Source organism: Pseudomonas meliae (assembly GCF_001400515.1).
GTDB classification, from domain to species: Bacteria; Pseudomonadota; Gammaproteobacteria; order Pseudomonadales; family Pseudomonadaceae; genus Aquipseudomonas; species Aquipseudomonas amygdali.
In genome coordinates this window covers 1-5,160 of record NZ_LJQT01000494.1, presented here as the reverse complement: position 1 = coordinate 5,160, position 5,160 = coordinate 1, and the positions used below count along the sequence as shown (strand labels likewise).

The window sequence follows — 5,160 nt, the reverse complement described above, 5'->3', positions numbered from 1 at the left end:
TTGCTCGGAGCTTCCCTAAACTCTTCAACCGCCTGCCTGCTTCTGGCATGCAAGTCAGCGAGAAGCCCCGATAGCCGTTGCTCCAAACGACCGTCATCCTCAAACTCCTCATAGTCGCTATAAGGGTCGTCAGGCTCGAAAACTTTCGAGATGTGTGAGCGATGCCGCCAGTGGTAAAAGTGGTGATCCCTCCAACCTTTAGGGAACCGCGTAGCCAGCTCGCTCCGATCGGTCAAACTGTAATGTTCAGGGTAGTTGCAATCGGCATTTGATGTGAATACCCAGTACAGTCTGCCGAGAGTCGGATGAACTGTACTGACAAAAACTTCGCTCATGGCAGAACCTCCTTTAGCGCCGCAGCGTCGGGCCGAACTTGATGCCGTGAATCCAAAAGGTNNAGCCCGCGATATCGCGGGCTCCAGGGCTTTCACTTCCAAACTTCGTTCCAATTCGTCGATGAATCTGCCGGAGCACTCGAGCGTCCAACCTCGACTGGCGTGTTGATGTTTGTATCCCCGCTACCCACGACGGTTCCAAGGCCGGTATCGTTGACGCCCGTTTGATTTACCGCATCAGTCACGGCGCCATTCACCTCACTCATCACACCGTTGATTTGCCCATTTACTTCCGAAACCACACCGTTGACTGACGAGCTAGCGATTGAGCAAACCTTGTCTTTGATCATTTGCCAGATGGCTGATAGATCCGGAAACGATGTGGTGCCGAAAATGCCCGTAATTCCTCCGACACATTTTCCCAAAATGTCAGACGATGTTTGTGCGGCTGTTTGCGTGCTGTCGGCCGCATCCCGGTCTCGGTCCAGGCCAGCCTCACCACCACGCACTGCGGCCTCGCCGCTACGGCAAGTGGCAGCATGGGCTGTCACAGCCGAGCTCATCAGCATCACAACGAGTAACGCGCGGGTTAGTGTCTTCATACCAGTCCTCCAAGAACATTCAGCGGCCATGAGCATCAAGCTCGTGCCCGGGATTTAACGGTTGGTTGCGCCGGGCTTGGCTGTTGTTTGACTGATTCCGCCGGCGCTTCGGACTTTGGGGAGGCGCTGGATTTCTCCCGTTCTTTCCGATGTTCGAGAAAGCCCAGCTTGCGGTGCATATCCTCATCAACGTGTTTGGTCACCTTTGCCTTGAGGATCTGACTATCGACGTTGAAAAGTACCTCGTCGAAGTACACAGCTTTACCGTCACCACGCCGATTGACAGCATTGCCAAACCCGATCTGTTTCCATTTCTGGTCACTGCCATCATTGTTCGGCTGGCATAGGGTGATGAAGTTAGGCTTGATTTCGCCGTGGTCCAAGTCAGGTTTTCGCTCGTTCATAAACGCAAGCACCTGGTGCTTCTCGCCGTTGACCTTTACGAAACCATGCAAGTAATCCCCGGACCCCTGATAAAGGAGAACAGTGGTGTCGAAATCGTCATTTTCCAGCTTGGTTACACCGCGAAGGATGAGCTTCGGTTCCGCATTGGTGTCAGCGTTTTCCATACCGACCTCCTGAGGAGTGGTTGAGTTACTGGTGCTTGCACCAGTAATGTCTCCGGGAACACCGGAATTGCTTTGATAACCAGCGCCGAACCCCTCGATCTCGGGCTGGGCCGCTTGTCCATTCGGGATGAATGCTTTAGCTGTGAGCCATTCGTACTCGTTCACTGGTGCAGGCACAGGCTTGCCAGTTTTGTCGAACCAGTAAAACTGGTCGGCCGAAGGCTCTGGCCCAAGTGCTGCCAGATCGCACTCCATCTCTTCCAAGGACTTGCTCCAGGTATTGATGGCCTCTGACTGATCGCGCCACCAGACGGCAGCGTTTACATGGATAAGATTCTCGGCCCTTTGCAGATCCGCATCGAAGGTTTGTACACCTTCTGCCGCTTGATATTGGCTGTGTTCGAGTGATGCTGCGTCAAGATCGCTTGGCTCAGCGTCTTCAACTGGATTTTCTCCGTCACTCGACGGCTGGTCTGTCAGCTCGGCAGCTTGCGAAGGATCTACCGGGGCCGGCTCATTCTTCAGTTGAGCGAGATACGCAGAGTCAATCTGCTCGATCGACTCAATCACTTCGTCTCCAGCTGAAAGATTCTGTTGAACGCATCACTACCAGCTTCAGGCAGTGGTCCGAAGCGCTTTTCAGCGTCAGCTAGAAGCTCATGAGCAATGGCATAACCTTCCGAACCTTCAAGCTGGTTGCGAAAGTGCGCGTTGAGTTTGCTGACCTCACCCTCAAGTTTTGCCTGGAAGGCTGCGCGGTATTTCGGTTCTGACATCAGGTTCTCGATCGTCTTCAGGCCTTCTTCTGAGCGATCGTGGTCCCACATGACAGCCAGCGCGTGATCTTCGGCTCGATAAGGAAGCAAGTCTGGGTAGTCGTTGATGTCGCCCGGCAGGCCGATTGATGCTGCAAAGCGAGCATCACAACCGGAGACAGTCAGTTCTTCAGGTGAAAGCGGCTCGGCTATGGGCCCTTGGTCGTCAAGCTCCATTTTGCCCAACAAAACGGCTTCCCATTCGTTGCGATGAACGGTCTTATCTTCATAACGCTCAATGCGACCGTCGGCACCACGAACGGGAACCTCTACCGTAACCTGCTTACGCCCGAGGTTGTTGAGCGTGACCTTATCCCCTACTTCAATTTGGTTTTCACGGAAAACGCGGGCTAGGTCGACTCCCCAAGTGTCTCGCTCTTCACCGTCGCTATTTCGGAGCTTCACGTAAAAGCTTTTGCTTTGTTTTTTATCGAAGAGATACGGCGCCGGGCCAAAGTCAACGATCACCCCTTCGCGCACGTTTACAGGCGGTTCTTCATTCGTCGCTGATTCTTCTGTTGAGCTCGTTGCTTGGCTGGTGGCTTTTCCCATGTCACCAGTTGAGTCTTTGGTAGGCTCAGACGTTTGCGCTGGTGGAACAGGCTTTTCCGGGGGGGCTTCGATCGGGGGAAGGCCAAGGATCTCGCGGCGGATCGCTTCTTGAGCTGGATTGTTGAGCTCGACGGGAACGTTGTGCTTGATCAAAACCTCGATGGCACGGCGCTTAAATTCCTCGCTACCAGTAAGCTCGATCGAACCGCCGAACTTCTGCTTCGCCATGTACAGACCGGCAAGAATCGCCATCTCATCGTCCTTGGCTTCGGCCACCATGAGGAGCTGATTCCCGTGGTCGATGAAAATAGGCTTTTCATTAAGGGAATAGATGACGCTTCCATCGCGCCGCTCCTTGTAGGTGATAGCCTTCAGAAGCTCGCTGATGTCGATTTTGGCGATCTGATCGTCATTTTCTTGATCTCTGTCAGTATCCCCCCTACTGAAACCGTTCCCAGAGCCTGCATCTGATCCGTGACGCGAAATTATTTCGCTATAAAGCGCCTGGTCCAGTTCCTTTAGCAATTCCGCATATGTATCGTGTACGAAAATATTGCGATAAACGGCTGCCGTAGCATCACCTGTATCATTGGCGTCAATAGAACGCCAAGACGATAAATCTGCTGCAACCCAATGCCTGACCAACGCAGTAGGGAGTGCCGCGGCCTCATCTTCGGATGGTTGGCTATCTAGCCAGGCCTGGTACGCCTTAGCACGACGCTCAATAGCTTCACGGGGAGAGGCCTCCAATGCCTGCGGCGAATTCAATCGCTCGTAGACAGACTGGCGGAACTCTTGCATCAAGGCTTCGGTTTCTTCGCTCATGGCAATCCTGCCTCCTTTCGGATGGTGGGGTAGTCCGTTGCCCTGAGTCCCGCTGGGGAGGGGCAGGGTATAGCCGGGTTGAGTGCGTCGCTCTGGGCTGGACCGTGGCTGCTAAAATTTCGTATTGTGTATATTATTCAAAATAAAGCGGATTGGGAAGCTCCGCGCCGTAAGGCCTAGGAAGGCTACGTCTGCTACATTTGAGGGGATCGAATGTCCATTGGAACTGATGAAGTTCAGCCAATTTGTGGGACGGATTTAGAGAGATGGCGGATCGAGAACGGTCTGACCAAGGTTGCTGCTGCGGACGCATTTGGCCTTCAAAAAGCAAAGTGGGAAGAGCTGACTGGCCCAGACAAGTCGTCGGAACAGATTAATGACCCCGTTGTAGCTATGCTTCTGTTTCTGTACAGAACGCATCCTGAATCTTCACCGGTGCAACCACCGCTGGATATCAAGGATTTTTACGATTATCTAGGTCTTCAGGATTCGCCGCAGGATCGCGACTCCTTCGCTACGCTGATCGGCAGATCGCCACCATCGGTTTACCGCTTAATGCTCCACGACGGTAAGCCAGGCCGGCCAGTCATGAAGTGGGTAGAGGCCTTGAAAAGAATGGATTTGACACCCAAACAGTGCAAACGCGTGATGCAGGATGTCGTAAGTAAAGTAGGTGAACGACAAAAGGTAGAAAAAGTCTTGATTCAGGGTTGGTCAAAGGGTGGGATTGGTGAGCACGACTGAGAAAGCAGACTCGCACATTATCGAGCTCTCCAGCGTTTACTTTTACGCTGGGCCAGCGCCGCGGGCGATCGCCTTGAAAGACTGTGGTGCGCTACTCAACGGGCAACCAGGAGATGTGTTCCCGGCCCTTTATGGCTATCAAAGTAAGCAGGACGGCTTCATGGCCGCGCGTGCGTACGCTGATAAAAACCGCCTTCATTTTACTGTGATCGATTTCCTTGTGGAGCTCGATCACAAACAGAACCCTCTCATGATGAAACCGGAGGACCTTGGCAAACACGACTTTGTATCGTTTGCCAGGATGTCCAGAAACATGATGGATGATCTACAGGATCTTTTGAAGGATAGGCTCGTCAGCGAGGGCCTGACTCCGACAAAAACCGAATTGGCCAAGCCTCACCTTTTGTTGCAACAGAGGCCAGAATTACTAAGTACGCTTACGGCTTCTCCAGATTGGGAACACATGAAGGTCATTGCTTACCCAGCTAAGGTTGCCTTCAGCGAGAAGCCGTTGACGGTTGGTGTGCTCCCGCATAAGCATTGGGCCGCAATCAAAGAAGCAACTTGCCGCCTTAACCCCGGGATCCGGATCACACTGGAACCGCCAGGGCCTGCTAGTACCGATGCCGCACCTTTGGCCGCTCAAGCCAATAGGGACCGTGGTCCTCGAGCACGGTGAAAACGAAGATTAAAAAACCGCCCTAAGAGGGTGTAGACA

The 5,160-nt window shown here is 53.2% G+C and carries 6 protein-coding genes; 2 read left to right on the top strand and 4 right to left on the bottom strand.

Annotated features, from left to right (window positions below):
* From ALO64_RS26030 to ALO64_RS22940, 4 genes are all read right to left on the bottom strand, one after another.
* Positions 1-335, bottom strand: a 335-nt coding sequence (locus ALO64_RS26030) for a hypothetical protein (RefSeq protein WP_054991812.1), incomplete at its 3' end; no start/stop codon positions are given.
* A gap of 92 nt (positions 336-427) precedes the next feature.
* The gene (locus ALO64_RS22950) at positions 428-937 is read right to left on the bottom strand and encodes a hypothetical protein (RefSeq protein WP_044345526.1); all 510 of its coding nucleotides are present in this window, start codon (positions 935-937) and stop codon (positions 428-430) included.
* A 35-nt stretch (positions 938-972) separates the two neighbouring features.
* Positions 973-2,076: a hypothetical protein gene (locus tag ALO64_RS22945; RefSeq protein ID WP_054991811.1), complete on the bottom strand. Its 1,104-nt coding sequence runs from the start codon at positions 2,074-2,076 to the stop codon at positions 973-975.
* Positions 2,073-3,698 carry an LPD7 domain-containing protein gene (locus tag ALO64_RS22940; protein ID WP_054991810.1) on the bottom strand — a complete coding sequence of 542 codons (1,626 nt, stop codon included), beginning with the start codon at positions 3,696-3,698 and terminating at the stop codon, positions 2,073-2,075. The genes ALO64_RS22945 and ALO64_RS22940 overlap by 4 nt, the downstream gene beginning before the upstream one ends.
* Positions 3,699-3,911: 213 nt before the next feature.
* Here ALO64_RS22940 and ALO64_RS22935 point away from each other — a divergent pair, with 213 nt between their 5' ends.
* Positions 3,912-4,442, top strand: coding sequence for a hypothetical protein (locus tag ALO64_RS22935; RefSeq protein ID WP_044345524.1), 531 nt, complete (start codon positions 3,912-3,914; stop codon positions 4,440-4,442).
* Positions 4,429-5,121, top strand: a complete 693-nt coding sequence (locus tag ALO64_RS22930; protein ID WP_152623925.1) for a hypothetical protein — start codon at positions 4,429-4,431, stop codon at positions 5,119-5,121. The genes ALO64_RS22935 and ALO64_RS22930 overlap by 14 nt, the downstream gene beginning before the upstream one ends.
* Positions 5,122-5,160 lie beyond the last annotated feature (39 nt).